Here is a 25,529-nt window from a genome sequence, read left to right as displayed (position 1 = left end):
GATCGGACCTCCGAAAATTCCGGTCCCTCATGAGGTAGGTGCCGCGAAAACGCAGATCGGGCAGTCGCTGCGAAAAATATTTTTCGCCGACCTAGTTGGCCGGCCCGACCGTCGCCCAGTAGCGGGTGCGCCATTGCACGCGGACGGGCAGCACGCTGGGCAGGGTCGCCAGGATGCGATCGGTGTCAGCCAGGGGGAAGACGCCAGAAAGCCGCAGTCCCGCGATCTGCGGATCGACGCGCAGCACGCCCGTCCGGTAGCGGCCCACCTCAGCCAGGAAATCGCCCAACCGCTGCTCGTCGGCCACCAGTTGTCCCCGTGTCCACGCGTCCGCGTGCGCATCGGCCGGCTGTGGCGGCTCGACGGCGTCGCGGTTGAACCGGGTCAGCTCTCCGGCGTGCAGCCGTCGCGCGTTGCCGGACCGGGGAGCAATCTCCACCGCGCTCTCCTGAACCGCCACCTGGGTCGAGCCGGATTGCTGCCGCACGGTGAAGCGGGTGCCCAGCGAGCGGACGGTGCCTTCGGCGGTCGCCACCAGCAACGGCCGCGCATCCGTCCGCGCCGGCTCGTGCCGCGTGGCGACCATGATCTCGCCCGCCACCAGCAGAATGCGGCGCTGGGTGTCATCGAACTGCAGATTCACCGCGCTGTCCGTGTTGAGCGTCAGACGGGTGCCGTCTTCCAGCGTGAAATTGCGCTGCTCACCGGTGGCACTGCGATAGTCGGCCATGCGGGTCTGCCAGATGCCGGTGCGGGACCCGAGCAATCCGGCGCCGGTGGCGATCCCACCCCATAGCAGCAGCCGGGTGGCCCGCCGGCGGGCGGTCAGGGTCGGCCTGCCAGCCGGCCCGTACGGCGACAGGGCCGCATAAGCCGGCGCACGTTCCAATGATTTCATCCGGCCGGTGACGGACTCCACATGCTGCCAGGCCGCTTCATGGTCGGCATGTGCCTGGCGCCACTGCCGCCATTGCAGCCGTTGCGCGTCGCCAACTTCTCCGGACATCAGCAAAGTGAGCCAGTCCGCCGCCGCATCCGCGGTGGCTCGGGTGATGACCCGGCCGCTGGGCAGCGTCAGCGTATCTCTGCGGGAGGTCATGTCGTCAGTACGCCAGCGCGAACATGCATTCGCGGTTGGCCCGGGTCAGATACTGCTTGACCGAACTGGCCGAGGCGCCCAGCCGTTCAGCGATCTCGGCATAGCTCAGTTCGAACAGGTGCGCCAGCAGAAAGGCTTCGCGCACTTTGGGAGGCAGGCCGTCGAGCACGCGGTCGATCTGCTGCAGGCTTTCAACCGCCATCAGCCGCATTTCCGGCGAGGGCGACACTTCCTCGGGCAGGCAGGCCAGCGCTTCAAGGTAAGCCGTTTCCAGCAGTTGCCGGCGATGCCGGTGTGCAAGCAGCCGTCCGGCGACCGTGGCCAGGAACGGACGCGGCTTCCGGATTTCGGAAGCCGCGGTCTTGCGGTCCAGCAGGCTGAGGAACGTGTCCTGCGCCAGGTCGGCGGCTGCGAACGTGTCGCCGACGCGCCGTCGCAACCAACCTTGCAGCCAGGTGCTGTGCTCGACATACAGCCCGGTCAAATCATCAGTGGCGGCGGGGTCCGGGGCTGGCATGAGGACGAAACAGCGGAGTCTGGATGCAATGAGAATTGATCTCATTATATAGATTCACGCTTTTGGGCCCGGGACGAAGCGCACGCCAGGTCCGGGCAGGGCGCCCGGACCATCGGCCGAACCGCTATAGGGGGCGGCTTAGAACCGCGTGCTGCGCGTGACCGACCAGCGCGCGGACAGCGCGCCGAGCGCGGCGGACGCCACCACCGCACCGATCAGGACGGGGGCGCCGGGCAGGTGCAGGGCAAATTCGGCCCCATAACTGCGGGCCAGTCCCAGCAGGGCTTCGTTCAGCGGAGACAGCGCAACGGACGCCACGCCAATCGCCAGCAGCGAAGCCAACGCGCCGGACAACGCGCCCAGGTACAGGAACGGCCGGCGCACGAACGATTCGGTGGCGCCGACCAGCCGCGCCACGCCGATTTCCTCGCGTTGCGACAGCGCCTGCATGCGTACGGTGTTGAACACGGTGGCTAGCACCACGACCGCCACGCACGCGGCCAGGAATCCCAGGCCGATCCGGGCAAACCGCAGAATGGCTTCCAGCCGCTGGACCCATGCGCTGTCCAGTTGCACCAGGTCCACGTGGTTCCATTGCTTCCAGGCCGTGGCCAGCGTGTCGGCGCGTCCGGCCAGGTTGTCGCCGTCGGCCAGCGTGACGACGACCGCGTCGGGCAGCGGGTTGCCCGGCAGCACGGCCAGCGCTTCCTGCCAGGCGGGGTTGGCGCGCAGGTCGGCCAGGGCGCTTTCGCGGCCCACGACGCGCACGGCGCGCACCTCTTGCGGATAGTCGGCTTGAATGCGCTTGGCGACGTCGGCCGCGGCGCCCGCAGGCGCATCCACGCGCATGAAGACGGTGACCTCCGGCGTGACGGACATTTCCCGCGCCACCGGTTGCACCGAGACCAGGATCGCGCTGCCCAACAGCGGCAGCGCCAGCGCCAACGCCATGACCAGCAGGTTGGCGAGCGATGAGAAGGGTTGCTTGATCAGCCGGCGCAGGGTGACGAGAAGCGCGTAGCGGTGTTGCCGCAGCCAGGCGTTCATGCCGACTCTCCCGGATGGCCGAGGCCCGGCTCGGTGCGGCCGGGACGGACGGGCGCCGCCGTTGCGCCATGCGCGCCATGGGTGGCCGCGCCGTCCGGCGGCGTCGCGGGGCCGTGGGAGTCGGCGAACTTGCCCGGCTCGATCCGCAGCGTGCGGGTGGCGTAGCGCGCCATGAGTTCCTGGTCGTGCGAGGCGATCAGCGTGGTGACGCCGACGCGGTTGAAGTCGCGGAACACGTTCATGATGCGTTGCGCGTTGTCGTGGTCGAGGTTGGCGGTGGGTTCGTCCGCGATCAGGATCGCGGGCCGGTTGACGATGGCGCGGGCGATCGCCAGGCGCTGTTGTTCGCCGCCCGAGAGCTCGATGGGATTGAGGTCTTCCTTGCCCGACAGCCCCACCTTGTCCAGGGCGGCACGGGCACGCGAAGCGGCGGAATCCCAGGGGTGTCCCTGGACGGCCAGCGGCAGCATCACGTTTTCGAACGCGCTTCGGTCGAACAGCAGGTGCGTGTCCTGCAGGATGACGCCCACGGCGCGGCGCAGATAGGGCCGGGCGCGCGCGGGCAGCTTGTCCAGACGCTGGCCGTTTACCTGGATCGAACCGCGGCTGGCGGGTTCAAGCCCGCCGATCAGCTTGAGCAGGGTGGACTTGCCGGCGCCGGACGGCCCCGATACGAAAACGAATTCTCCCGCGCTCACGCGGAAGTTGATGTCGGCCAGGATATTGCGGCCGCGACCATATGATTTGAATACGTGCTGGAATTCGATCATGGCGGCTGTCAGATGAAGCCGCCATAGTAACTCGGGGACAGTAAGGTGGCCTACATCTCTTGGCGCGGTCGGAACATGTGCGCATCATTCGGCCGGCTGAAACACATGTTCGCAAAGCTGAAAGCGCGTCCCTGTTTTTCGTCAAAAACAGCGTTTCATTTCATCCAGTGTCCCTATATTTCAAGGGAATTCCCGGATGCGCCGCGTGCTTTACGGACGCTACCATCCGCCCCATGCGTGGGTCCAACCCGGCCCTAGCTTTGGATTCCGCTTCATCCCACACGGAGATCACGATGAAAGTACTGAAACTCGCTGCCATTGGCGCTGCCCTGTTTGCTGCATCCTCGGCTGCCAACGCTGGCGCAACCTTCGATAACGTCAAAAAGAAAGGGTTTGTCCAGTGTGGGGTTTCGACGGGCATTCCGGGTTTCTCCATCGCCGACAGCAAGGGCGAATACAAGGGCATCGACGTGGACATGTGCCGCGCCATCGCCGCAACGATGTTTGGCGATGCCAGCAAGGTCAAGTTCACGCCGTTGAACACCCAGCAACGCTTCACCGCGCTGCAGTCCGGTGAAATCGACGTGCTGACCCGCAACACCACCGTCACGCTGACGCGCGACACGACGCTCGGTCTGATCGGCGTGGGCGTGAACTACTACGACAGCCAAGGCGTCATGGTCTCCAAGGACCTGAACGTCAAGAGCGCAAAGGAACTGAACGGCGCCACCATCTGCGTGCAGCCGGGCACCACCACCGAGCTGAACCTCGCTGACTGGTTCCGCAGCCAGAAGATCGAATTCAAGCCGGTCGTGATCGACAAGTACGACGAAATCATCCGCGCCTTCTCGGCCGGCCGTTGCGATGCCTTCACGACCGACAAGTCGCAGCTCGCCTCGACCCGCACCACGCTCGAGAACCCGGACAAGTTCGTCATCCTGCCGGAAGACTTCTCCAAGGAGCCGCTGGGCCCCATGGTCCGCCAGGGCGACGAGCAGTGGTTCAACATCGTGCGCTGGTCGCTGAACGCCATGCTGGAAGCCGAGGAATACGGCATCACCAAGGCCAACGTCGATGAAATGACCAAGAGCCCCAACCCCAACATCCAGCGCATCCTGGGCGTGACCCCGGGCATGGGCAAGAACCTGGGCGTGGACGACAAGTGGGCTTACAACATCATCAAGAGCGTGGGCAACTACGGTGAAAGCTTCGAATCCACGCTGGGCAAGAACAGCGCGATGAAGCTGGAGCGCGGCTTGAACGCTTCGTACAAGCAAGGTGGCTTGATGTACGGCTGGCCGGTGCGCTAACGCGCGGCTGCCTGGCATGGCGGAGCACGGCTCTCCGTCATGCCTAGGGCCTGTCTGCACAGGACGTGTATTCTGGACAGGCCCTAACCCGCCTTCGGGCGGGCGGCAGAAGTGGGTGGCGCGGCTTTTCCGGCAAGCCACCCGGTGTCCGACTTCTGTAGATTCATCATGATGACTCCCAACAAAAACGCCCCGATTTCGGCACCCCCTCGGCGTCTGAACTGGAACGATCCCGGCGTACGCTCCGTGGTCTACCAGGTGATTGCGCTGACCGCGGTAGCCTGGGCCGTGTGGTTCCTGGTTTCAAACACGCTCCACAACCTGTCCGTGCGCAACATTGCCACGGGCTTCGGCTTCCTGAACCGCGAGGCCGGATTCGCCATCGGCGAAACCGCTGTCGCCTATTCCCCCTCAGACACTTACGGCCGCGCCATCGTGGTCGGCCTGCTCAACACGCTGCGCGTCGCCGTCCTCGGCATCGTGCTGGCGACTATCCTCGGCACGCTCATCGGCATCGGCCGCCTGTCCAAGAATTGGCTCGTCGCCAAGATCACCTCTGTGTATGTCGAGGTGATGCGCAACGTGCCGCTGCTGCTGCAGCTCTTCTTCTGGTATGCGCTGATCACCGAGAACATGCCGGGTCCGCGCCAGGCGCACAATCCGCTGCCGGGCGTGTTCATCTCCAACCGTGGCCTCAAGGTCCCGGCGCTGGAAGGCAACTCGTTCGACTGGATGCTCGGCGGACTGGGACTGGCGATCCTCGCGATCATCATCCTGGGCCATTACGGCAAGAAGCGCCACGAGGCCACCGGCCACATGTTCCCGCTGGGCCGCTGGGCCATTGGTCTCTTGATCGGTCTGCCGTTCATCGGCTGGCTGGTCAGCGGCGCGTCGCTGACGCTGAACATGCCGGAGCTCAAGGGCTTCAACTTCTCGGGCGGTCTCACGCTGTCGCCGGAATTCGCCGCGCTGCTGGCTGGTCTGGTGATCTACACGTCGGCGTTCATCGCCGAGGTGGTGCGCTCTGGCATCCAGGCGGTCAGCAACGGCCAATGGGAAGCCGCCGGCTCGCTGGGCCTGCCGCGCGCCAAGGTGCTGCGCCTGGTGATCCTGCCGCAGGCGCTGCGCGTGATCATCCCCCCGATGACCAGCCAGTACCTGAACCTGACGAAGAACAGCTCGCTGGCAGTCGCCATCGGCTACCCCGACATCGTGTCGGTGGTGAACACGACGTTGAACCAGACGGGCCAGGCCATCGAGGGCATTCTCATCATCATGGGCGCGTACCTCACGGTCAGCCTGTCGATCTCGATCTTCATGAACTGGTACAACAAGCGCATCGCGCTGGTGGAGCGTTGATATGAGCAGCACTACGCATACCCCCAGCGAAGCCCTGCCGCCGCCCAGCAATCAAACGGGACCGTGGGCGTGGCTCCGGACGCGCCTCTTCTCATCGCCGCTGAACATCCTCATCACGGTGCTGCTGGCGTGGTTCCTGTTGATGTCCATCCCGGCGCTGGTCGAGTGGGCCTTCATCAAGGCCAGCTTCGACGCGGCCAATGCCCAGGAGTGCCGCGCAGCCGGCGGCGCCTGCTGGGCGTTCATCATTGAAAAACACCGGCTGATCCTGTTCGGCACGTATCCCTACGATGAGCAATGGCGGCCGTTGATCGCCACCATCATCCTGGTGGCGGTGATCGTCTGCAGCGGCATCCGCCGCTTCTGGAACTGGAAGCTGGCCGTCATCTGGACCGTGGGCCTGACGGCCGTGGCGCTCCTGATGTGGGGCGGCGTGTTTGGCCTGACCTACGTGGAAAACGCGCGTTGGGGCGGCTTGCCGCTGACGCTCATCCTGTCCACGTTCGGCATCGCCTTCGCATTCCCGATCGGCGTGCTGCTGGCCCTGGGCCGGCGCTCGAAGATGCCGGCCATCAAGGCGCTGTGCGTCGTGTACATCGAGCTGATCCGCGGCGTGCCGCTCATCAGCCTGCTGTTCATGTCGTCGGTGATGCTGCCGCTGTTCCTCCCGGAAGGCTTTTCGATCGACAAGCTCCTGCGCGCGCAGATCGCGATCATCATGTTCGCGGCGGCCTACATCGCCGAAACGGTGCGCGGCGGCCTGCAGGCCATCCCGAAGGGGCAGTACGAAGGCGCGGATTCGCTGGGCCTGAACTACTGGCAGCAGATGCGCAAGATCATCTTGCCGCAGGCGCTCAAGATCGTGATTCCGCCGCTGGTCAGCATTTTCATCGCGCTGTTCAAGGACACGTCGCTGGTGGTGATCATCGGCATTTTCGACCTGACGCTGGCGGCCAAGGCAGCCCTGTCCGACGCGGCATGGCGCGGATTCGGGGTGGAGGCGTACCTGTTCATTTCGCTGATCTACTTCGTCTTCTGCTTCTCCATGTCCAAATACAGCCAGGCGCTGGAAAAACGCCTGGCCACGGGTCACGCACGCTAGCAATTTGCCGCGCGTCCGCCGCAAGGCGGGCGCGCAAAGCGATACTTACGGGAGTACAGGCATGTCGGATGCCATTATTCGTTTGCAGGACGTGAACAAGTGGTACGGCCAGTTCCACGTGTTGCGCAACATCAACCTGGACGTCGCGCCAGGCGAGCGCATCGTGGTGTGCGGACCTTCGGGTTCGGGCAAGTCCACGATGATCCGCTGCATCAACCGCCTTGAAGAGCACCAGAAGGGCCACATCATCGTGGACGGCACGGAGCTCACCAATGACCTGAAGCACATCGAGACGATCCGCAAGGACGTGGGCATGGTGTTCCAGCACTTCAACCTTTTCCCGCACCTGACGGTGCTGGAAAACCTGACGCTGGGACCCATGTGGGTGCTGAAGAAGCCGCGTGCGGAAGCCGAGGCCACCGCAATGAAGTATCTGGAGCGGGTGCGCATTCCGGAACAGGCCAAGAAGTTTCCGGGCCAGTTGTCGGGCGGCCAGCAGCAGCGTGTGGCGATCGCGCGGTCGCTGTGCATGAACCCCAAGATCATGCTGTTCGATGAGCCGACGTCGGCGCTGGATCCGGAAATGGTGAAGGAAGTGCTGGACGTGATGGTCAGCCTGGCGCAGGAAAGCGGCATGACGATGATCTGCGTGACGCACGAAATGGGTTTCGCGCGCAAGGTCGCCAACCGCGTGATCTTCATGGACCGCGGCGAGATCATCGAACAGAACAACCCGGACGAGTTCTTCGACAACCCGCAGAACGAACGGACCAAGCTCTTCCTGAGCCAGATCCTGCACTGATCCGCCAAACCGCCTTCGGGCGGTTTTTCATTGGTGCGGGCTGCCATTCCCCGGAATTCCGGGCGTTCTTGCCGGTAGCCCTTTGTTACCTCCGTCACGCCGGTGGGGTATGCTACTGACCGCCATTGATCCGGAGTGAGGAGAACACACCATGTCGAATACCCCCCGCAGCGCCGTGCGCCGCGCCCTGTTGCAAGGCGCCGTGGCGCTGGCCGCGACCTTGCCTTTCAGCGCCCCGGCGTTGGCTCAGGCCGCCGATTTCCCGACGAAGCCGATCCGCTTCGTCGTGCCTTACCCGCCCGGTGGCCCGCTGGACACGATGGCGCGCATGCTGGCCGAGAAGGTGCGCGGCTCGCTGGGTCAGCCGGTGATCGTGGAAAACCGTTCGGGCGCGGGCGGCAACATCGGCGCGGACCTGGTGGCGAAAGCGCAGCCTGACGGCTACACGCTGGTGATGGGCGCGGTGGCCACGCACGCGATCAATCCGTGGCTGTTCGCCAACCTGCCCTACGACCCGGTCAAGGATTTCGCGCCGGTGACGATCGTGGCGGCGGTGCCGAACGTGCTGGTGATGAATGTGGAGTTCGCCGAAAAGAACAAGATCGAGAAGCTGGCGGACCTGATCGATTACGCAAAGAAGAACCCGGGCAAGCTGAACTACGGTTCGGGCGGCAACGGCAGCGCGGGCCATCTGTCGGGCGAGCTGCTGAAGGCGCGCGCGGGCATCAACGTCGAGCACATCCCCTATCAGGGCGCGGCGCCGGCGCAACTGGCGCTGCTGTCGGGCCAGTCGGATTTCATGTTCGACAACCTGGCGGCGTCGGCGCCGCTGATCAAGGACGGCAAGGTCAAGGCGCTGGCCGTGACGACGGCGCAGCGTTCGTCGTTGCTGGCTGACGTGCCGACGGTTGAAGAATCGGGCGTGAAGGGCTTTGACCTGGGCACGTGGTTTGGCGTGTTCACGACGGGCGGCACGCCGGCGCCGGTGGTGGCCAAGCTGAACAAGGCGTATGCCGACGCGATGGCGCAGCCCGATGTGAAGCAGCGTCTGCTGACGATGGGTTCCGAGGCGGGCTCGATGACGCCTGAGGCGTTTGCCGCGTTCGTGAAGGCCGAGATGGCGAAGTATCAGGAGATCGTGAAGATCTCGGGCGCCAGCCTGAATTGATGGCGCTGGCAACGGGCGTCTTTAATCGGATGCCTGTTGCGATGCAGTTTCAACGCCCGCCTGGATGCTTTCCTGGCGGGCGTTTTGCTTTCTGTTGATGCCAGCCGCCGCGCATGCCTACCAGCCCATCGCGTAAGCCGGCCGGCGCGGGTCCGCGCCGCCCCAGCGCACGCCGCTATCCAGATCGTGCCGGACCATGCAGACGGCGCCGGCCCGCCAGCTATGGCCGTTCCACCATTTCACGGTATGGCCCATTTCTGCAAGCGCGTCGCCCGCGCTGCGTGGGATCAGGTCTTCGATCATCAGCCGGCCCGGCATGGCGTTGTGCGGCTCGAACGACGACGGGAAGCTGAAGCTGGCAAAGCGCGGCGCCTCGACCGCCTGCTGCACGTCCATGCCGAACACCTCCATGTTCAGGAACGTCTGCAGCATGGCCTGGCACTGCACGTCGCCACCCGGCGTGCCGAAAGGCATGACGTACTTGCCGGGCCGGATGGCGAGCGAGGGGTTGGGCGTGAGCCGCGGTCTACGGCCCGGTCCGATGGCGCAGGGATGGCCGGCCTCGGCCCAGGATTGGCTGCCGCGTCCCGACGCGCAGATGCCGGTGCCGGGAATGACGGGCACGTTGTAGGAGCCATCGCTGGGCGTGGCCGAAAACGCGTTGCCGTCCTTGTCGACGACCGCCACATAAGACGTATCCAGGCGCGGATCCGTGCGCGCCATGTCATCGGGCCCGGCCTCGCGCAGGTCGATGTCCCGCGCGTGGGGAAGCCGGCCCGCCGGCGGCATGTCGGGGCCTGCCCGATCCAGGGCGATCATGGCCAGCCGCGCGCGCGCATACTCCTTTGACAGCAGCGCCGCTTGCGGCACCCGCGCATGGCGCGGATCGGCGTAATGCACCTCGCGGTCGGCGAAGGCCAGTTTGATGGCTTCGGTCAGCAGATGCACATAGGGGGCGGAGTTGTGGCCCAGCGCGCGCAAGTCACACCGCTCCAGGATGTTCAGCATCTGCAGCAGCGAAGGGCCCTGGCACCAGAAACCGCAGCTATGCACCTGCGTGCCGTTGAAGTCGGTGGACAGTGCCGGCTCGACCTCCACAGCAAAGCCCCGCAAGTCCTCGTGGGTGATCAGCCCGCCTTCCTCGCGGTGATACTTGACGATCGCCGCAGCGATGTCGCCCTCGTAGAATGCGCGCCGCGCGGCCGCCAGGCCCGCCTGGCGGCTGTTTCCGGAATGCGCGCGCTCTTCGTCCGCCATGTACTGGATGCTGCGCGCCAAATCGGCCTGGCGGAATAGCGATCCCGCTTCGGGCGGCTTGCCGCCGGGCAGGTAGATGGCCGCGCTGGAGGCCCACCGCGCGTAGTTCTTCTGGTTCTCTGCCAGCACTTCGGCCATCAGCGGATACATGACGAAGCCGTCTCGCGCCAGCCGGATGGCGCCGGCCGCGACCTCGCCGAAACGCATGGTGCCAAATCGTTCCAACGCGGTGATCCACGCGTCGGGCGCCGCCGGAATGACGGTGCGCAGCACGCCCGCCGGGATCGTGCCGCCGTGCTTTTCCAGAAAGGTCTCCAGCCGCGCGGCCTGCGGCCAATAGCCAAGCCCGGAAATGCTCCACACCTTTTGCGCCTTGGCCTGATAGACCAGGATAGGCGCGACGCCGCCGAAGTTGACGATGTCGCTCTGGACCACGCCCAATGCAATGCCGGCCGCCACGCCCGCGTCGACGGCGTTGCCGCCGGCCTGCAGGATGTCCATGCCGGCCTGCGTGGCCAGATAGTGGCCGGCCGAGATCATGTGATCCAGGCCGGCGAGCGCGGGACGCATGGAGGTGGGAGCGCTTCCCGCGGTCAGGTCCGGGGCGTAGGGGGAATGGGACATCGAAGACTCCGGTCGGAAGAGGGGGCTTGCGTGCCTGCGCGGGCTCAATCGGTCATTGCGGGGTGATGCCCAGCTTTTGCGTCACGTCCTGCCAGCGCTTGAACTCGGCGTGCAGGAAGCGGCTGAATTCGTCGGGCGAGGTGCCTTGCACGATCACGTCGCGTCCTTCCATGGCGCTGCGCACGTCCGCGCTGGACAACGCGGACTTCGTGGCCTTGTACAGGCCGTCGACGATCTCCGGCGGCGTGCCCTTGGGCACCAGCAGTCCATACCAGGAACCGCCCACCAGATTCGGATAGCCGCTTTCCTTGGCGGTGGGAATCTCGGGCGCCCGGTTCAGGCGCTTTTCGCTGAAGATCGCCAGCGCCTTCAACTTGCCGTTGCGGATGAAGGTCAGCGTGGTGCCCGGCGTGTCCAGCGTGTATTGCACCTGGCCGGCGATGACGTCGTTCAGCAGCGCGGCGCTGCCGCGGTAGGGGACGTGCGTGGTCTTGATCCCGGCATCCATGTTCAGCTGCTCGGAGAAAAAGAAATTGGCAGTCATGATGCCCGGCGACGCGTAGTTGATCTCGCCGGGACGGCTGCGCGCGTACTCAACCAGTTCAGGCAGCGTGTTGGGCGGAAAGGCCGGGTTCGCGACCAGGATGAAGGGGCCGCCGCCGACCAGAGTGACCGGGATCAGGTCGTTCATGGGATCGTATTGCAGGTCCTTGACCGTGAGCGGGGCCCCGGTCAGCGGCGACGCCGTGGCGAACAGCACGGTGTAGCCGTCAGGCTCGGCCCGCACGACCTGCTGGGTGGCGATGGTGCCGCTGGCCCCCGCGCGGTTCTCGACCACGACGGGTTGCTTGATCTCCTGACTGAGCTGCTGCGCCAGCATGCGCGCCACGGTGTCCGTGCCGCCGCCCGGCGGGTAGCCGACGATCATGCGTATCGGCTTGGCGGGCCACACCTGGGCCGACGCCGCAACGGGCAGTACGGCGGCCAGCAGGCCTGCAAGGCCGCACAAGGCGGCGAGGGCGCGGCGGCGCGCGGGACGTGTGGCGAGTGCTCGAATGATCATGGATGACTCCTGGATGCTTCTTGCTGGCCGGTGCCCTTGCAGATCCCGGCCGTTGTCGGATCCCGCGCCGCCTTGATGCGTGACGCCCGGCTGCGGCGGCGCAGCCGGATCGGGCCGGCCTATTTGTTCGCGGCCAGCCCCAGCTTGCGGACGATCTCCGCTTCCAGCGCGTACTGTTGCGCCGCATAAGCGGCGTAGTCCTTGCCGTCCATGTAGACCAGTTCCTGGCCGTATTGCGTAAGGATCTGCTTGAAGGCCTCGGATTCGGCCACCTGCTTGAAGACGGCATGCAGCTTGGCGACAACGGCGGGCGGCATGTCCTTGGGACCGGCAATGCCGAACGGCGCGTTGGCGGGCGGCGTGCCGTCAAGTTCGTGCAGCGTGGGCGTGTCCGGATACTGGGTGCTGCGATGTTCGCCCCAGGTCACCAGCATGCGCATCTTTCCCGATTGCACCTGCGGCTGCACGGTCGTCGAGCCGGCGTATGCCGTCACCTGTCCGCCCATCACCGCCGTCAGCACTTCGGATTCGCCTTTGTACGGGATGTGGCGCCAGGTCACACCGTTGCGTGCGGCGATGTCTTCCATCATCACGTTGGACGCGCTGCCGACGCTGGCCGTGCCGTAGGTGACCTCATTCGGATGCTGTTTCGCATAGCGGATGAAATCTGCCCACGTCTTGTGCGGCGAGCCCGCGGGCACCGCCACGCCCAGCGTGTAGCCGCTGAGCATCATGACGTAGGTGAAATCGCGTGTCGGGTCGTAGCCCATGTCCTGGATGTGCGGCATGCGATAGACCGGGCTGGGCAGGACGGCCAGCGTGTAGCCATCGGGACGCGCGGTCTTGATGGCGCGTGCGCCCATGGTTGCGCCGGCCCCGCCGCGGTTTTCGATGACGATGGCCTGGCCCAGTTCGGGCGCGGCCAGCTCGGCGAATTTGCGGATCACGGTGTCGGTGGACCCGCCCGCCTGATAGGGCACGATGATGTGAATTGGCTGCGCGGGGAAGGGCGCGGCCGTGGCCAGGGGCGCTGCCAGAACAGCGCCGGCAAGCGCCAGCGCGCGCGGCGCGCGGGCCGCGCAAGCCAGCGCGGCGGTCAGGGTGCGGAGCAGTCGCGGGATCATGATGTTCTCCATTCGAATCAGGCAGTAGCCCAGGCCTGCGCGAACGCGCGTTGGAAGTTGCCGCCGAGTACGCCGGCGATCTGGCTGTCCGTCAGTCCGGCCTCGTGCAGCGCGTGGGTAAATGCGGGAAATTGCGCCGGCGTCGGCGTCTCGACGGGGTAGCGCGCTTCCATCACATCGCCAAAGGCATCAGAAAAGTCGCCGCCCGACTTCGCATATTTGGTGCGCGACATCACCATCACATGGCGCACGGCTTCGTAGGTGTCGACCGACGGAAAATCCGTGCCGATGCCCACGTGTTCATAGCCGACCAGTTCGCCGATGTACTTCACGTTCGCGACGAAGTCCGACAGCAGCGGCTGCTGGCGGGGATCGCCGCGCCAGCTCAGGTAGGCATGGATGCTGCATCCGACCACGCCGCCCGTCGCGGCGACCGCCTTGATGACGTCGTCCGACTTGTTGCGCGGCCGGGTGATCACGGCGTTGGCGTTGGCGTGGGTCAGCAGCACGGGCCTGGTGCTGTGCCGGGCGGCGTCCAGGCAGGTCTGCGGCGCGCAATGGCTGAGGTCGATGGCGATGCCCACGCGGTTCATCTCTGCAACCATCTTTACGCCCAGATCGCTCAGGCCGGCGTTGCGCTTTTCCAGGCATCCGTCGCCCAGCAGATTGGCCTCGTTGTAGGTCAGCTGAATGACGCGCATGCCCAATTCATGGAACAGGGCGACGCGGTCGATCTGGTCGCCGAGGGGTTTGCCGTTCTGCCAGCCCATGATGAGCCCCAGCTTGCCGGTCTGCTTGGCGCGCGCAATGTCGTCGGCCGTTTCCACCAGCAGCCAGGACGAGTCCGGCGCGGCGCAGCGTTGGCGCCACGCCATGCAGTCGCGCAGCGCCTGCTCGAAGTCCGCGCCCATGTCGCTGACGGTGACGTTGATGGCGCTGACGCCGCCGGCCAGCATGTCGCGGGTGCTGCCGTCGCTGAAGAAGACCAGGCCGTCGACAACGGTGGTGCGGCGATGCAAGTCGGCGATGTGACTATCCATGGAAGAACTCCCCTTTTGTTGTATGCATGATTTCAATGTGTGCCCGTCAGGTCCCGTAGCGGCCGTAGCGGAACGGGTGCAGGTCGATGGCGGGCGTTTGGCCCTGGATCAACTGCGCCATCAACTCGCCCGCCGCCGGACCGATGCCGAAACCGTGGCCCGAGAAACCGGAAGCAAGGTAGAGCCCGGGCAGGCCGGGCACCGCGTCCATGACAGGCATCGCGTCGGGCGTGACATCGATGTAGCCGGCCCAGGACTGCGCAATGCGCGCTTCGCGGAATGCGGGAAAGGCATGCACCAGCCGGCGCCAGGCTTGCGCCACGCCGCGACTGGACGGCGATGGATCCAGCACGCGATGCCGCTCGAAAGGCGATTCGCGGTCGGCCGGGAAATGGTTCGGGATCTTCAGTTCCTCGAAGAAGCGCTTGCCGAAACGCAGCCGCACGAAGCTGCTGTTGGCCCGCCACGCGCTGAAGAAATGCGGCATGAGGCGGAAGGTGTCGGGCACCACGTCCGCCATCGACGCGCCGAACTGCGACACCGAATAGCCGCCGTCGGCGCGTTTGCGGCAGGTGAAGTCCTTGCCGTTGATCGCCGCCTGCGGTCCCGCGTCGAGCGGCGTCGTGCGCAGCACGGACCCCCGCACCTTCAACTGCGGGAAGTCGGCGCCCAGATTGCCGCAAAAGAGCCGCGACCAGGCGCCGGCCGCCACCAGCACCGCCTGCGTGGCAACGCGGCCGTGCTCCGTGATCAGGGCGCTGACGCGGCCCGCGCTGCGCTCCACGCCGCGCACGGCGCAGTGCTCAACAATGTTTGCGCCAGCGGCGCGCGCCAGCGAGGCGATGCCGCGCGTTGCCAGCTGCGGTTCGGCGACGCCGTCCGTCGGGCTGTACATGGCGCCCGTCCAGGCGCGTCCCGTCGACGGCAGCATGTCCTGCACCGTGCGGCGATCCAGCAGGCGCGCATCCACGCCATGCGCGCGCGCCCCGTCCATCCAAGCCTGATGGCCGGCCGCGTCCGTGTCGTTTTCCTGCAGGTAGAAGATGCCGCTGCGGCGGAAACCCACGTCCACCTTTCCCTGGATCTCTGCCCATAGCCGGTTGGCGCGCTGCGCCAGCGGCACTTCCGGCAGATCGCGGCCCAGCGTGCGCACCCAGCCCCAATTGCGCGACGACTGTTCGCAGGCCAGCGTGCCTTTCTCGAACACGGCGACCCGCAGTCCGGCGCACGCGAGGGAATAGGCGGTGCTGATGCCGATGATGCCGCCACCAACGATGGCGATGTCGACCGAGGCGGGCAGCGCCGTGTCGGACGGGCCAGAAGCTGAAGCGGGCATTTGAGCGGCGGAGGGCGCCGGCGTTTGAGGCGGATGCGGTTGCATGAAGATCCGGATTGATTAAATATCGCTATTCGATAACAATCTACGTATAACGATAACAGCGAGTATTTTTATACTGCTCGCCGGGTCCGGCTACAACGTAAGGGTTTCCCTAGGCCGCCGGACTTTCCGGCTTTCCGCGGGCAAACTCCGTCCCTGCTACCCAAATCGAATCCGAATGTCTGAACCTTCCGCCTTGTTGATCCAGTCGCTGGAAAAAGGGCTCGCCGTGCTCGAGTCCTTCCGGGGGCACGCCTCTTTGAGCCTTCAGGAGATGGCCCGCGAAAACGGCATCACCATCGGCTCGGCCCAGCGCGTGGCCTACACACTGGAAAAGACCGGCTACCTGTTCAAGGATCCGCGCAGCAAGCGCTACAGCATGACGGTCAAGGCCGTGGGGCTTGGCTACAGCTATCTCTACCGGCAGCCCTTGTTCCAGCATGCGCATGCGGTGCTGCATCAGGTCAACCAGGAGTGCGGCGAGATCGTCAATCTGGCCGTGCCCGACGGCGACAACATGGTGTTCGTCATGCGCGTCGCGCCGGCCAGGCACATTCCCGAGTACCTGCCGGTGGGCACGCAGATTCCCTGCGTGGCGACCGCGTCGGGGCGCGCGCTATGGGCGTTGCTGCCGCCGGATGAACTCGATCTCAGGTTGCGCAACGTGACGTGCGCGAAGTACACGCCGCACACCACCACCAACGTCGATCGGCTGCGCGCGTTGATCGACGAGGCAAGACGGGATCAGTATGCCTATGCCGACGAAGAGTTCTTTGCGGGGGATTTGAATGTCGCGGCGGTGATTTATGGCGACAACGGCGATCCGCTGGGTGCGGTCAACATATCCGTGCCGAAGCCGCGCTGGTCGCTGGCGCGTGCGCGGGAGGAACTGGGGCCGCTGGTGATCCGGGCAGCCAGGGCGATCAGCAAGCGCAATTGAGGCCGACCGCCCGGGATGCCGGGAATTACCAGCGATAGCGCAACGTCGCCATCACCGTGCGCTCCGCGCCCCAGTAGCAGCTCACGGCCGTGCCCAGGCAGTTGGCCACGTAACGCTTGTCGAACAGGTTGGACACGTTCAACGCGACCTGCGCGCCGGCAAGGGCGGGGCTGGCGCGGCCCAGATCGTAGCGGATCGCGGCATCAACCAATGTCACGGCGGGGATGGCGTAATTGTTGTTCAGATCGCCATAGAAGCCGCCGCGGTACGTCACGCCGGCGCCCAGGCCCACGCCCTGCAACGGGCCGTCGCGCAACGTGTAGTCTGCCCACAGCGCCGCCTGATGGCGCGGCACGAAGTTGAGCTGATTGCCGCGCTGCGCGGGATTGTTGCTCTTGGTGATCTCGCTGTCGCTCAGCGCGTACGACATCGTCAGATCCAGGCCGTTGTCGAAACTGGCCTTGCCCTCCAGCTCCAGTCCCTGCACCTGGACCTGGCCGGTCTGCACGACAAAGCTGGTATTGACCGGGTCCGGCGTGCTGACGTTGTTCTGGTTGATCTGGAACGCCGACAGCGTCACGAAGCTGGCGTAGCCGTTGGGCTGGAACTTGATGCCGGCCTCGTACTGCTCACCAGTTGTCGGCTTGAGCGGCGAGCCGTCGCGCATCACGCCGGTGACGGGCTGGAAGGACGTGGAATAGCTGAGATAGGGCGCCAGACCGTTGTCAAAGCGATACGTGACGCCGAGCCGGCCGGTGAAGCGGTTGGCGTCGGCATCGCGCGAGGTCCATGCCCATTGCCCGGCGCTGCCGCGCGCGCCGGTATCGGTGGTGCCTTCGGTCCAATCGTAACGGCCCACCAGCGTGAACAGCAGACGGTCAAGTTCGATCTGGTCCTGCGCGTACACGCCCAACTGGTTGCGCGTCATGTTGATCTTGGTGGCCGTGGGCGGGCGCGTCACCGATGTGCCGTAGTCGGGGTTGAACACGTCGAACAGCGGCGACGCCGGCGGCAGCATCAGCCCCAGGCTGCTTTCGTTGTAGCGCGACTTTTCCCGCAGGTAATCCAGGCCGAAGGTAAGGTCGTGGCGCGTGGGGCCGGCCGTGAATTTGGCGTTCACCTGATTGTCGATCTGGAACGCATGCGATGTCTCGGGAAAGGCCCACGCGTAACGGATCGCCTGGGTCTCGGACGCCATCGCGCCGATCTGCACGCGACGGGTGTTGGTGTCCACGTTGGTGTAGCGGGCGCTTTGCCGCACGCTCCAGGTGTCGTTCAGGCGGTGGTCCAACGTGTAGCCCACCATGGTCTGCTCGTTGGTGAAGATGTCGTAGCCGGGTTCGCCCACGAAGCGGTCGCGCGGAATGTAGCCAGCGCTGCTTTTCTCCAGCGTGCCGATGACCGGCAACACGGGCGCGCCGCCGCCGCCGTGGCTGGTGATCTTCTGGTATTGCACGTTCAGATTCAGGCTGGTGTCGGACGACGGGCGCCAGGTGAAGCTGGGCGCGATGAACTGGCGTTCATCGTCGACGTGCTGGTACTGCGTATCGCTATCGCGCAAGGTGCCGGTCAGGCGATACAGGAATTTGCCTTCCTCGTCGGCCGGACCGGAAAAGTCGAAGGAGCCCTGGTACCGGTTGAAGCTGCCCGCCTGCAGGACGACTTCATTGATCGGCTCGGCGGTGGGTCGCTTGCTGGTCATGTTCACCAGCCCGCCCGGGGCGCTCTGGCCGTAAAGGCCGGACGACGGTCCCTTCAGGATCTCTATCCGTTCCAGGCCATAGGTGTCGATGCGCGGCTGCGCGTAACCCCGCGCGCCGAAGGGCAGAAGCAGGCCGTCCAGATAGCGCGCCGGCGTGAATCCGCGGATGGTCAGCCAGTCATAGCGCACGTCGTTGTCGCCGTACTGGGCGAAGATGCCTGACGTGTAGCGGACGGCCTGCGCCAGCGAGGTGACGCCGCGCCAGTCCATTTCATTGCGGGTGATGACGTTGATGGTCTGGGGCGTGTCGATCAGGGCCGCGTCCGACTTGGTGCCGGACCGGCTGCGCGTGGCGACGAAGTCGGCGCCGGAGGTCGGCGACGCATCGCTCGATCCCAGCACCACAACCGGCGACAACGTGGAGACATCGGCGGCCGCCGAAGGAGCGGGTTGCGCGCCGACGGACGCGGACGCCGCAAAGGCGGCGAGCAATGCCAACGGCAACGGCTTGACGGAGAAGGACACGGGGTTACCACCTGATCAATTTATAATTAACAAGAATCATTCTTGTGCGACGGCATGATTCCAGAACACCCGCCGGATGTCTGACGATTTCGCGGCGCCAATTGACGGTTTTGCTGCACTCGGCGCAATTGCGCTTGTTTCCCATGTCCGCTGAGCTCTCGCTTGACCCGTACACCGCTCCCGCCAAGCCTCACGAATGGTGGCGAGGCACACTTCCCACCGTGCCTGCGACGCAAGACTGGGAAAACGTCATCCAGTGCGTGGTGCGCGTCGAGGAAGGCGTCAGTGTGGTGGTGCTGGACGGTTGCCCATCGGCGGCGCTGACAATTCCCGCGCCGGGCGCGCCGGTGTTCGGCATGCAGGTATGGCTGGAGGGCGACGCCGTGCTGGCGTTGGACGGCGGCAAACCGCTGAAGGTGACCGGGGGCGCGGCCCTGCTCTTCAACCACGAACAGCCGTTGGGTTGGACCACGCACCTTTACGCGAATCGCCGCGTCCGGATGCTGGATATCCGATACACGCCTGATGCGCTCGCCCGGGCAGGCGACTCGGCGCCCATCACCCTGCTGACCCAACGGTTTCGCCACGACGTCAGCGTGCCGACCCACGGATCGTTGGTGGCAATGCTGGACGCGCCGGCCAGCCTGCTGACGTTGGCCACCAACATTTCCCGCGACGCGCCGACGGCGCCCGAGGCGCGCCGGATCTGGTACCGCGCCAAGTCGCTCGAGACGCTGGCTGCCTTTGTGGAATTGCTTTCCGTGCCGCAAGTGCTGAAGGGGCCCGCCGCGGAGGAGCGCCAGCAGGTGCAGCAAGCTTGCCGCCTGCTGCGGGAACGCTGCTCGGAACAGTGGCCGCCGGGGCGTGTTGCGCGGATGGTGGGGTTGTCCGAAAGGCGGCTTCAGGAATTGATGCGCGAAAACGTCGGTTGTTCGGTGCACGCCTATCTGAGCGACGCGCGTCTGGTTCGCGCCTCGGACCTGCTGCGCAGCGGCATGAGCGTCACGCAGGTGGCCGGCGACTTAGGCTACTCAAGCCTCAGTCATTTCAGCAAGATCTTCAAGGCGCGATACGGCGCATCGCCACGCGCCTGGTAAGGCGCTGAATATGATCAGCGGCACGTCGATCAATCGATGCGCATCAAACCGCCGGCCCCTTGATCAACCACTGCAACATCCTCTGCAGCGAATCCCGGTCATATTCCGCATCGGTAAGCCGGTACTGCTCCGGATCACGATTCACCCACGAATCGGTCACCGTCCACGCATCGCCGTCCTGCTCAAGCCGCAGTGCATAAATCCAGTTGCCGGTCCAACTGCGATGCAAACGCAGCCAGCCGTCGTGCAGGTAGATGAACCATTTGTCTTCCATCTCCTTCGGCACGAAGCCCTGTTGCAAGCGGGCGTACTCGTCGGCGGTAAAACGCCCCTGAAAATGCAGCGGTTCACGCTGCGCCGGCGCGGGCAGGTGCTTCCAGGAGTCTGGGGTGGCGATGGGCATGTGTGAGCTTCTGTTCTATGCTGGATTTTTCGCATACTACCAAGGCCCCGCCATGCACCTTCAAGCCGCCATTCCAATCCTGCGCATTTTCTCCGTGGAAAAGGCGCGCGATTTCTATCTGGATTTCCTGGGGTTCACCTGGGATTGGGAGCACCGCTTCGAGGCGGGTTTTCCGCTGTATGCGCAGGTGCATCGCGGGGACCTGGTGCTGCATCTGTCCGAGCATCATGGCGACGCGACGCCGGGGTCGGCCGTGTTCGTGCGGATGCAGGGCGTGGATGAATTCCACGCGGAGGTCAGCGCCAGGCAGTATGCCTACATGCGGCCCGGCGTCGAGGAGATGCCGTGGGGGCGCGTGATGGCGGTGATCGATCCGTTTGGCAATCGGCTCAGCTTTTGCGAGTCGCAGGACTAGCGGCCCGCGCCTAGACCCCCAGATAGCGGTGCGCCAGGTCGGGCTGCGCGGCCAGTTCGGCGGGGCTACCATGCCAGACGACGCGGCCTTTTTCCAGGACGTGGTGGCGGTCAACCAGGGTCGCCATTTCCTTGAGGTTCTTGTCGATCACAAGAATGGTCTGGCCTTCTTCCTTCAAGCGGCGCAGGCAGTTCCAGATTTCCTGGCGGATCAGGGGCGCGAGGCCTTCGGTGGCTTCGTCCAGGATGAGCAGGCGCGGGTTGATGAGCAGGGCGCGGCCGACAGCCAGCATCTGCTGTTCGCCGCCGGAAAGCGTGCGGGCAGATTGGGTGCGGCGTTCCTTCAGGCGCGGAAACAGGTCGAAGACGCGGCCGACGTGCCAGCCTGCGTGCGTGTTGCGGGCGGTGGCGACGAGGTTTTCTTCGACGGATAGCGAGCCAAACACGCGGCGGCCTTCGGGGACGAGACCGATGCCTAGCTGCGCGATGCGGTGCGGGGCCATGCCGGTGATGGGTTTGCCGTCGAGCAGGATGGCGCCACCCTGCGCGGGCAGCATACCCATCAGCGTCTTGACGGTCGTGGTCTTGCCCATGCCGTTGCGGCCGATCAGCGAGACAACTTGCCGCGGCGCGATGTCCAGGTCGACGCCAAAGAGCACTTTGCTGGCGCCATAGCCGCCTTGCAGTTGGTTCACTTGCAGCATCAGTCCTCCTCGCCCAGATAGGCGGCGCGCACGTCGGGATGGCGGCGCACCTCGTCGGGCGTGCCGGTGAAGATGGTCTTGCCGTAGACCAGCACGGTGACGCGGTCGGCCAGCGCGAAGACGGCGTCCATGTCGTGTTCGACCAGCAGGATGGCGTAGCGGCCCTTCAAGGCCTGGAGCAGCGCCGTCATGCGTTGCGATTCCTCGGCGCCCATGCCGGCCATCGGTTCGTCCAGCAACAGCACGGAGGCGTCCAGCGACAGCGCCATGGCGATTTCGAGCTGGCGCTTTTCACCGTGCGCCAGCGCGGACACGCGCACGCCGGCGCGTCCGGCCAGACCGACACGTTCGAGCGCATCGCGCGCCGGTTCGCGCAGCCGGGCCATGCGCCGCGCATTGCGCCAGAGATTGAAGCCGCCCGGGCTCTGCGCCTGCACGGCCATGGCGACGTTGTCTTCGGCGCTGAAGTCGGGGTAGAGCTGGCTGATCTGAAACGAACGGGCCAGGCCCGCGGCGGGGCGCCGGTAGGCGGGCATGCGCGTGATGTCGGCGCCGTCGAGCCAGATGCTGCCGGCATCGGGCAGGATTTCACCGCTGATCTGCGATAGCAGCGTGGTCTTGCCCGCGCCATTGGGGCCGATGAGGGCGTGCAGCTCGCCGGGCCGGACCGCGAGGTCGACGCCCTGCGTGGCGTGTACCGCGCCAAAGGATTTCTGCAGGCCGCGGATCTCCAGTTTAGGGTGGGTCATTGCTTGCCTCCCACGAGCCAGCCGTACACGCCGCGTTTGCCGAAGAGCACCACCAGCACCAGCACGGGTCCCAGGATCAGCATCCAGTGCTCCGTCCAGCCGGTGGCGACCTGCTCCAGGCCGAGGTACACGGCCACGCCGAGCACCGGGCCGAAGATCGAACCCATACCGCCCAGGATGACCATAGCCATGAGTTCGCCGGACTTCTGCCAGGCGGACATGTCCGGGCTGACAAAGAGCGCGTAATTGGCCCACAGCGCGCCGGCAAGCCCGGTCCCGGCAGCCGACAGCACGAACGCCGTGAGGCGATAGCGCAGCGGCGCGAGGCCCAGGGCGATGCTGCGGCGCGGATTCTGCTTGATGCTCTGCAGTGCCATGCCGAAGGGCGAATTGACGATGCGCCGGCACACGATGATCCAAAGGGTCATGAGCGCCAGGCACACGTAGTAGAAGGTAGCCGGATCGTTTACGTTCAGCCCCGGCAGCGTGTTGCGCGCATCGATCGACAGGCCGTCGTCACCGCCGTAGATCATCAGCCCGACGAGGATGAAATACAGCATCTGCCCGAAGGCGAGCGTGATCATGATGAACTGCACGCCGGACGTGCGCAGCGACAGAAAGCCCACAACCAGCCCGGCCAGCGCGGCAACCGCGACGGCGAGCGGCCACATGACCAGCGCGGCATTGCTGCCGCTCCAGCCAAAGATCGTCTCGCCCATGTTGACGTGGTAGGCAGCGATGCCGATGACGTAGCCACCTAGCCCGAAGAATGCGGCGTGGCCGAAGCTGACCATGGCGCCGTAGCCCAGGATCAGATCCAGACTGACAGCTGCGATGGCGTAAATGAGAAATCGCGTCATGAGGTTGACGAGAAAGCTCTCGCCCGTGGCCTGCGCGATGGCCGGCACCAGCACAAAGAGCAGCAGCCCGATCGCGTTGACGACGACGCTGCGGGTGATGCGCGGTCTGCCAGCAGAGGAAATGCCTGACACCCTCGACGCGCCGTCACGGTTTGGGGCGCCGCCTCGGGTGTCGGACACCGATGCGCCCGCGCCGCCGGTGTCAGATAGCGGTCCGGCAGCGGGATTCGTTGAAGTTGGTCTGGTCATGAATATCTTTCCTAGCGCTGGGCCGGCACCAGTCCGCGCGGCTTGAACAGCAGCACGATGGCCATCAGGATGTAGATGCTGGCGGACACGAGGCTCGAACTCGCGGAGTCCGAGAGCTCGGGCGGCAGCAGGCGCGACATCCAGAAGGGGATGTAGGCGCGCCCCAGCGCATCGGTCATGCCGATCATCAGCGACCCCACCAGCGCACCGCGCACGGAGCCGACGCCGCCCACCACGATGACGACGAACGTGGTGATGAGAATGCGCTCGCCCATGCCGATCTCCACTGCCAACAAAGGCGCGGCCATGACGCCCGCAAAGCCGCAGAGCAGGGCGCCCAGCGTGAAGATCAAAGTGAAGAGGCGCTGGATGTTCACGCCCAGCGCGTCGACCATCTCGCCGTCGTCGGCGCCGGCGCGCACCAGCATCCCGACCCGCGTGCGCGAGATCAGCAACCAGAGGCCCACCGCCACCAGCGCGCCCGCACCGATGAAGGCAAGCCGCATGACGGGATAGTTCAGGCCGGGCAGCAGCGCGACGGATCCCGACAGAAAAGGCGGGATGTCCATGAAGGGCGGGCTGCGGCCGAACAGCACGGTCACCAGTTCATTGGTGAACAGGGTCAGACCCAGCGTGGCCAGCACCTGATCCAGGTGATCGCGCCGGTACAGGTGGCGGATGACCAGCAGTTCGACGATCAGCCCATACAGCGCCGCGCCGGCCAGCGCAGCCAGCAGGGCGGCCGCGAACGAGCCCGTGGACGCCGCCGCGCTGGCCGCGCAGAACGCGCCCACCATGTAGAACGAACCGTGCGTCAGGTTGATGACGTTCATGATGCCGAACACCAGCGTCAAACCCGCCGACAACAAAAACAGCAAGGCGCTGTACTGCAGGCCGTTCAGGACCTGCTCCAGGAACATCAGCATTGCGACTCCTTCTCGGGAGAGCCTGAATGGCTAGGCCGCGCGGCGCCAGCGAGCCCGGCGCCGCGCGCCTTGTGCCGCGTCATGGCATCTTGCAGTCCGCGGCGTGCACGTCCGTGTGGTCGCGGGCAAGCACCTTCAGGTTCTTGTAGACCAGCTTGCCGTCGGGGCCCGCTTCAATGTGCAGCAGATACCAGTCCTGGATGGGATGCTGGTTCGGCCCGAACTTGAACTTGCCGCGCACGCTGGGAAAGTCCGCGCGCCGCAACGCATTGCGGAAGTCGTCGGGCTTGCCGGTGATGTCGCCGTTCACGGCCTTCAACGCGGAGCCGATCAGATTGGCGGTGTCGTAGGCCTGGGCCGCGTAGGCGGTAGGAGCGCGGTTGTAGGCCTTGGTGAAGGCTTCGACGAAGTGCTTGCTCTGCGGGTTGTCCAGGTCGGCGCTCCACAGTGAGCTCAGGTAGAAGCCCTTGCCCGCGGTGCCGGTGGCGGCCAGCATGCGGTCGTCCATCGAGTAGATGGGCGTGATCATCTTGATCTTGTCCGCAAGGCCCGAGTTGGCAAACTGCTTGGTCAGGTTGATGCCCGCGCCGCCCGGATGGAACTGGAAGATGGCGTCGGGATTGAGCGAGCGGATGCGCGCCAGCTCCACCGAGAAGTCTGCCTGCTCGAGCTTGGTGTAGATCTCGTCCGCGATCTCGCCTTTGTAGGTGCGCTTGAAGCCGGCGATGGCGTCTCGGCCGGCCTGGTAGTTCGGGGCCATGATGACCACGCGCTTGGCGCCCAGCTCATTGGCCGCCATGCCGGCTGTGTCGGCGTACGAGTCGTTCTGGAACGCCACCGAGAAGTAATTGGGGTTGCAGGCCTTGCCGGCGAAGTTGGACGGGCCGGCGTTCAGGCTGACGTAGAAGGCGCCGGCGTTGAGCACGGTAGGCCCGACGGCGGCCATGACGTTCGAGAAATTGATGCCGGTGAACAGCCGCACGCCGCCTTGCACCATCTTGTCGGCAATCTGCTTGGCGTTGGCGGGCTTTAGCGCGTCGTCTTCGACGCGCACGTTGACCGGCACGCCGCCCAGCTTGCCGCCGCCTTCCTTGACGGCCAGCATGAAGGCGTCGCGCTCGTCTTCGCCGATGTAGCCGGCAGGCGTGGACAGCGTGCCGATAAATCCGATATCCACAGGTTTCTGCTGGGCGCTGGCCGCGTACGAGGCCAATGACAGCATGACGGCGGCTGCGCCGCGGATGGTGCTATTGTGCATGGTTGTCTCCTCTTGTACTGATGCTTGTATGCCGCGTGCTCT

The 25,529-nt window shown here is 65.4% G+C and carries 24 protein-coding genes; 8 read left to right on the top strand and 16 right to left on the bottom strand.

From position 1 onward, the window contains the following. Nucleotides 1–91: 91 nt before the first annotated feature. The 4 genes from B3098_RS02805 to B3098_RS02790 all read right to left on the bottom strand — a co-directional run bounded on the left by B3098_RS02805 (nucleotide 92) and on the right by B3098_RS02790 (nucleotide 3,433). A complete protein-coding gene (locus tag B3098_RS02805) occupies nucleotides 92–1,099 on the bottom strand; it encodes a FecR domain-containing protein (protein ID WP_286890661.1) in 1,008 nt (335 codons plus the stop codon). 4 nt (nucleotides 1,100–1,103) lie between these two features. After that, nucleotides 1,104–1,616 carry a sigma-70 family RNA polymerase sigma factor gene (locus tag B3098_RS02800; RefSeq protein WP_286890659.1) on the bottom strand — a complete coding sequence of 171 codons (513 nt, stop codon included), beginning with the start codon at nucleotides 1,614–1,616 and terminating at the stop codon, nucleotides 1,104–1,106. Between the two features lie 138 nt (nucleotides 1,617–1,754). Next, on the bottom strand, nucleotides 1,755–2,663 hold the full coding sequence (locus tag B3098_RS02795; RefSeq protein WP_286890657.1) for a cell division protein FtsX: 909 nt from the start codon (nucleotides 2,661–2,663) through the stop codon (nucleotides 1,755–1,757). After that, the gene (locus tag B3098_RS02790; RefSeq protein WP_175139551.1) at nucleotides 2,660–3,433 is read right to left on the bottom strand and encodes a cell division ATP-binding protein FtsE; all 774 of its coding nucleotides are present in this window, start codon (nucleotides 3,431–3,433) and stop codon (nucleotides 2,660–2,662) included. The genes B3098_RS02795 and B3098_RS02790 overlap by 4 nt, the downstream gene beginning before the upstream one ends. A 293-nt stretch (nucleotides 3,434–3,726) precedes the next feature. Here B3098_RS02790 and B3098_RS02785 point away from each other — a divergent pair, with 293 nt between their 5' ends. The 5 genes from B3098_RS02785 to B3098_RS02765 all read left to right on the top strand — a co-directional run bounded on the left by B3098_RS02785 (nucleotide 3,727) and on the right by B3098_RS02765 (nucleotide 9,174). Beyond that, a complete protein-coding gene (locus B3098_RS02785) occupies nucleotides 3,727–4,743 on the top strand; it encodes an amino acid ABC transporter substrate-binding protein (RefSeq protein ID WP_105240917.1) in 1,017 nt (338 codons plus the stop codon). Nucleotides 4,744–4,911: 168 nt separating this feature from the next. Beyond that, nucleotides 4,912–6,102 carry an amino acid ABC transporter permease gene (locus B3098_RS02780; protein WP_175139552.1) on the top strand — a complete coding sequence of 397 codons (1,191 nt, stop codon included), beginning with the start codon at nucleotides 4,912–4,914 and terminating at the stop codon, nucleotides 6,100–6,102. Between the two features lies 1 nt (nucleotide 6,103). After that, a complete protein-coding gene (locus B3098_RS02775; protein ID WP_175139553.1) occupies nucleotides 6,104–7,204 on the top strand; it encodes an amino acid ABC transporter permease in 1,101 nt (366 codons plus the stop codon). A 61-nt stretch (nucleotides 7,205–7,265) separates the two neighbouring features. After that, nucleotides 7,266–8,006, top strand: coding sequence for an amino acid ABC transporter ATP-binding protein (locus B3098_RS02770; protein ID WP_056559723.1), 741 nt, complete (start codon nucleotides 7,266–7,268; stop codon nucleotides 8,004–8,006). Between the two features lie 151 nt (nucleotides 8,007–8,157). Then, the gene (locus tag B3098_RS02765; RefSeq protein WP_175139554.1) at nucleotides 8,158–9,174 is read left to right on the top strand and encodes a Bug family tripartite tricarboxylate transporter substrate binding protein; all 1,017 of its coding nucleotides are present in this window, start codon (nucleotides 8,158–8,160) and stop codon (nucleotides 9,172–9,174) included. A 117-nt stretch (nucleotides 9,175–9,291) separates the two neighbouring features. Here B3098_RS02765 and B3098_RS02760 read toward each other — a convergent pair whose 3' ends face one another. The 5 genes from B3098_RS02760 to B3098_RS02740 all read right to left on the bottom strand — a co-directional run bounded on the left by B3098_RS02760 (nucleotide 9,292) and on the right by B3098_RS02740 (nucleotide 15,618). Then, entirely contained in the window at nucleotides 9,292–11,055 is a 1,764-nt protein-coding gene (locus B3098_RS02760) for a gamma-glutamyltransferase family protein (RefSeq protein ID WP_286890650.1), read from the bottom strand. 52 nt (nucleotides 11,056–11,107) lie between these two features. After that, entirely contained in the window at nucleotides 11,108–12,118 is a 1,011-nt protein-coding gene (locus B3098_RS02755) for a Bug family tripartite tricarboxylate transporter substrate binding protein (RefSeq protein WP_286890647.1), read from the bottom strand. Between the two features lie 119 nt (nucleotides 12,119–12,237). Then, nucleotides 12,238–13,242: a tripartite tricarboxylate transporter substrate binding protein gene (locus B3098_RS02750; protein WP_218342708.1), complete on the bottom strand. Its 1,005-nt coding sequence runs from the start codon at nucleotides 13,240–13,242 to the stop codon at nucleotides 12,238–12,240. Nucleotides 13,243–13,259: 17 nt separating this feature from the next. After that, the gene (locus tag B3098_RS02745; RefSeq protein WP_239215130.1) at nucleotides 13,260–14,282 is read right to left on the bottom strand and encodes a dipeptidase; all 1,023 of its coding nucleotides are present in this window, start codon (nucleotides 14,280–14,282) and stop codon (nucleotides 13,260–13,262) included. Between the two features lie 46 nt (nucleotides 14,283–14,328). Next, nucleotides 14,329–15,618, bottom strand: coding sequence for an NAD(P)/FAD-dependent oxidoreductase (locus B3098_RS02740; RefSeq protein WP_286890641.1), 1,290 nt, complete (start codon nucleotides 15,616–15,618; stop codon nucleotides 14,329–14,331). 241 nt (nucleotides 15,619–15,859) lie between these two features. Between B3098_RS02740 and B3098_RS02735 the strand changes: the two genes are divergently transcribed. Then, nucleotides 15,860–16,600 (top strand): IclR family transcriptional regulator, encoded by a 741-nt coding sequence (locus tag B3098_RS02735; RefSeq protein WP_286890638.1) that lies wholly within the window; start codon nucleotides 15,860–15,862, stop codon nucleotides 16,598–16,600. 25 nt (nucleotides 16,601–16,625) lie between these two features. Here the strand turns inward: B3098_RS02735 and B3098_RS02730 are convergent, their stop codons facing one another. After that, the gene (locus tag B3098_RS02730) at nucleotides 16,626–18,827 is read right to left on the bottom strand and encodes a TonB-dependent siderophore receptor (protein WP_286890634.1); all 2,202 of its coding nucleotides are present in this window, start codon (nucleotides 18,825–18,827) and stop codon (nucleotides 16,626–16,628) included. Nucleotides 18,828–18,970: 143 nt separating this feature from the next. Between B3098_RS02730 and B3098_RS02725 the strand changes: the two genes are divergently transcribed. Then, complete coding sequence (locus B3098_RS02725) at nucleotides 18,971–19,924, top strand: AraC family transcriptional regulator (protein WP_279973671.1); 954 nt, start codon at nucleotides 18,971–18,973, stop codon at nucleotides 19,922–19,924. A 43-nt stretch (nucleotides 19,925–19,967) separates the two neighbouring features. On the opposite strand, the gene B3098_RS02720 is transcribed toward B3098_RS02725, so the two are convergent. Next, a complete protein-coding gene (locus B3098_RS02720; RefSeq protein WP_175184848.1) occupies nucleotides 19,968–20,327 on the bottom strand; it encodes a hypothetical protein in 360 nt (119 codons plus the stop codon). Nucleotides 20,328–20,379: 52 nt separating this feature from the next. On the opposite strand from B3098_RS02720, the gene B3098_RS02715 reads away from it, so the two are divergent. Then, nucleotides 20,380–20,742, top strand: coding sequence for a glyoxalase superfamily protein (locus B3098_RS02715; RefSeq protein WP_175122213.1), 363 nt, complete (start codon nucleotides 20,380–20,382; stop codon nucleotides 20,740–20,742). Between the two features lie 10 nt (nucleotides 20,743–20,752). Here B3098_RS02715 and B3098_RS02710 read toward each other — a convergent pair whose 3' ends face one another. The 5 genes from B3098_RS02710 to B3098_RS02690 all read right to left on the bottom strand — a co-directional run bounded on the left by B3098_RS02710 (nucleotide 20,753) and on the right by B3098_RS02690 (nucleotide 25,487). Next, the gene (locus tag B3098_RS02710; RefSeq protein WP_175184847.1) at nucleotides 20,753–21,445 is read right to left on the bottom strand and encodes an ABC transporter ATP-binding protein; all 693 of its coding nucleotides are present in this window, start codon (nucleotides 21,443–21,445) and stop codon (nucleotides 20,753–20,755) included. Further along, nucleotides 21,445–22,194 carry an ABC transporter ATP-binding protein gene (locus B3098_RS02705; RefSeq protein WP_286890625.1) on the bottom strand — a complete coding sequence of 250 codons (750 nt, stop codon included), beginning with the start codon at nucleotides 22,192–22,194 and terminating at the stop codon, nucleotides 21,445–21,447. Before B3098_RS02705 ends, B3098_RS02710 begins: the two co-directional genes overlap by 1 nt. After that, nucleotides 22,191–23,153: a branched-chain amino acid ABC transporter permease gene (locus B3098_RS02700; RefSeq protein ID WP_175184923.1), complete on the bottom strand. Its 963-nt coding sequence runs from the start codon at nucleotides 23,151–23,153 to the stop codon at nucleotides 22,191–22,193. The genes B3098_RS02705 and B3098_RS02700 overlap by 4 nt, the downstream gene beginning before the upstream one ends. Before the next feature lie 161 nt (nucleotides 23,154–23,314). Next, nucleotides 23,315–24,229, bottom strand: coding sequence for a branched-chain amino acid ABC transporter permease (locus B3098_RS02695; protein ID WP_175122216.1), 915 nt, complete (start codon nucleotides 24,227–24,229; stop codon nucleotides 23,315–23,317). A gap of 79 nt (nucleotides 24,230–24,308) precedes the next feature. Continuing rightward, the gene (locus B3098_RS02690; protein WP_279973667.1) at nucleotides 24,309–25,487 is read right to left on the bottom strand and encodes an ABC transporter substrate-binding protein; all 1,179 of its coding nucleotides are present in this window, start codon (nucleotides 25,485–25,487) and stop codon (nucleotides 24,309–24,311) included. Nucleotides 25,488–25,529 lie beyond the last annotated feature (42 nt).

The organism is Achromobacter sp. UBA2119 (assembly GCF_002331005.1).
Lineage (GTDB): Bacteria > Pseudomonadota > Gammaproteobacteria > Burkholderiales > Burkholderiaceae_B > Achromobacter > Achromobacter animicus.
This window is presented reverse-complemented; position numbering and strand designations above follow the sequence as displayed.

Bases quoted from the DNA above. Each gene is read 5' to 3' on its own strand.
- B3098_RS02805 (WP_286890661.1), bottom strand. From the start codon at position 1,099: ATGACCTCCCGCAGAGATACGCTGACGCTGCCCAGCGGCCGGGTCATC.
- B3098_RS02800 (WP_286890659.1), bottom strand. From the start codon at position 1,616: ATGCCAGCCCCGGACCCCGCCGCCACTGATGATTTGACCGGGCTGTAT.
- B3098_RS02795 (WP_286890657.1), bottom strand. From the start codon at position 2,663: ATGAACGCCTGGCTGCGGCAACACCGCTACGCGCTTCTCGTCACCCTG.
- B3098_RS02790 (WP_175139551.1), bottom strand. From the start codon at position 3,433: ATGATCGAATTCCAGCACGTATTCAAATCATATGGTCGCGGCCGCAAT.
- B3098_RS02785 (WP_105240917.1), top strand. From the start codon at position 3,727: ATGAAAGTACTGAAACTCGCTGCCATTGGCGCTGCCCTGTTTGCTGCA.
- B3098_RS02780 (WP_175139552.1), top strand. From the start codon at position 4,912: ATGATGACTCCCAACAAAAACGCCCCGATTTCGGCACCCCCTCGGCGT.
- B3098_RS02775 (WP_175139553.1), top strand. From the start codon at position 6,104: ATGAGCAGCACTACGCATACCCCCAGCGAAGCCCTGCCGCCGCCCAGC.
- B3098_RS02770 (WP_056559723.1), top strand. From the start codon at position 7,266: ATGTCGGATGCCATTATTCGTTTGCAGGACGTGAACAAGTGGTACGGC.
- B3098_RS02765 (WP_175139554.1), top strand. From the start codon at position 8,158: ATGTCGAATACCCCCCGCAGCGCCGTGCGCCGCGCCCTGTTGCAAGGC.
- B3098_RS02760 (WP_286890650.1), bottom strand. From the start codon at position 11,055: ATGTCCCATTCCCCCTACGCCCCGGACCTGACCGCGGGAAGCGCTCCC.
- B3098_RS02755 (WP_286890647.1), bottom strand. From the start codon at position 12,118: ATGATCATTCGAGCACTCGCCACACGTCCCGCGCGCCGCCGCGCCCTC.
- B3098_RS02750 (WP_218342708.1), bottom strand. From the start codon at position 13,242: ATGATCCCGCGACTGCTCCGCACCCTGACCGCCGCGCTGGCTTGCGCG.
- B3098_RS02745 (WP_239215130.1), bottom strand. From the start codon at position 14,282: ATGGATAGTCACATCGCCGACTTGCATCGCCGCACCACCGTTGTCGAC.
- B3098_RS02740 (WP_286890641.1), bottom strand. From the start codon at position 15,618: ATGCCCGCTTCAGCTTCTGGCCCGTCCGACACGGCGCTGCCCGCCTCG.
- B3098_RS02725 (WP_279973671.1), top strand. From the start codon at position 18,971: ATGTCCGCTGAGCTCTCGCTTGACCCGTACACCGCTCCCGCCAAGCCT.
- B3098_RS02720 (WP_175184848.1), bottom strand. From the start codon at position 20,327: ATGCCCATCGCCACCCCAGACTCCTGGAAGCACCTGCCCGCGCCGGCG.
- B3098_RS02715 (WP_175122213.1), top strand. From the start codon at position 20,380: ATGCACCTTCAAGCCGCCATTCCAATCCTGCGCATTTTCTCCGTGGAA.
- B3098_RS02710 (WP_175184847.1), bottom strand. From the start codon at position 21,445: ATGCTGCAAGTGAACCAACTGCAAGGCGGCTATGGCGCCAGCAAAGTG.
- B3098_RS02705 (WP_286890625.1), bottom strand. From the start codon at position 22,194: ATGACCCACCCTAAACTGGAGATCCGCGGCCTGCAGAAATCCTTTGGC.
- B3098_RS02695 (WP_175122216.1), bottom strand. From the start codon at position 24,229: ATGCTGATGTTCCTGGAGCAGGTCCTGAACGGCCTGCAGTACAGCGCC.
- B3098_RS02690 (WP_279973667.1), bottom strand. From the start codon at position 25,487: ATGCACAATAGCACCATCCGCGGCGCAGCCGCCGTCATGCTGTCATTG.